This is a genomic window from Pseudomonas oryzihabitans (genome assembly GCF_032027545.1).
Lineage (GTDB): Bacteria > Pseudomonadota > Gammaproteobacteria > Pseudomonadales > Pseudomonadaceae > Chryseomonas > Chryseomonas oryzihabitans_F.
Genome location: NZ_JAVSJB010000075.1, coordinates 1 through 1,190, shown reverse-complemented (window position 1 = coordinate 1,190; position 1,190 = coordinate 1). Strand labels below are relative to the sequence as shown.

Here is a 1,190-nt window from a genome sequence, read left to right as displayed (position 1 = left end):
TTCGAACGTAACAAACCGCACCTGAACGTGGGCACCATCGGTCACGTCGACCATGGCAAGACCACGCTGACCGCAGCGCTGACCAAGGTCTGTGCCGACACCTGGGGCGGTTCCGCTCGTGGTTTCGACCAGATCGATAACGCGCCGGAAGAAAAGGCTCGCGGTATCACCATCAACACCTCCCACGTTGAGTACGACTCGGCGATCCGTCACTACGCGCACGTCGACTGCCCCGGCCACGCCGACTACGTGAAGAACATGATCACCGGTGCTGCCCAGATGGACGGCGCGATCCTGGTTTGCTCGGCTGCTGACGGCCCCATGCCGCAGACCCGCGAGCACATCCTGCTGTCCCGTCAGGTAGGTGTTCCCTACATCGTCGTGTTCCTGAACAAGGCCGACATGGTTGATGACGCCGAGCTGCTGGAACTGGTCGAGATGGAAGTTCGCGATCTGCTGAACACCTACGACTTCCCGGGCGACGACACCCCGATCGTCATCGGCTCCGCGCTGATGGCCCTGAACGGCAACGACGACAACGAAATGGGTACCTCTGCCGTGCGCAAGCTGGTCGAGACCCTGGACTCGTACATCCCCGAGCCCGAGCGTGCCATCGACAAGCCGTTCCTGATGCCGATCGAAGACGTGTTCTCGATCTCCGGTCGTGGCACCGTGGTCACTGGTCGTGTCGAGCGTGGCATCGTCAAGGTCCAGGAAGAAGTCGAGATCGTGGGCATCAAGGCCACCGTCAAGACCACCTGCACCGGCGTCGAAATGTTCCGCAAGCTGCTGGACGAAGGTCGTGCAGGCGAGAACGTCGGCGTGCTGCTGCGTGGCACCAAGCGTGAAGACGTCGAGCGTGGCCAGGTTCTGGCCAAGCCGGGCACCATCAAGCCGCACACCAAGTTCGAGTGTGAAGTGTACGTGCTGTCCAAGGAAGAAGGCGGTCGTCACACCCCGTTCTTCAAGGGCTACCGTCCGCAGTTCTACTTCCGGACCACCGACGTGACCGGCAACTGCGAACTGCCGGAAGGCGTCGAGATGGTGATGCCGGGCGACAACATCAAGATGGTTGTCACCCTGATCGCTCCGATCGCCATGGAAGACGGTCTGCGTTTCGCCATCCGTGAAGGCGGTCGTACCGTCGGCGCTGGCGTGGTTGCCAAGATCATCGAGTAATCGGTTGATCT

General features: G+C 61.3%; 1 protein-coding gene. It reads left to right on the top strand.

The window, feature by feature from the left end; translation table 11 throughout:
* Nucleotides 1-1,179 (top strand): elongation factor Tu (tuf, locus tag RND78_RS27755; RefSeq protein ID WP_312733441.1); only part of this gene is annotated, 1,179 nt, incomplete at its 5' end.
* Nucleotides 1,180-1,190: the final 11 nt, after the last annotated feature.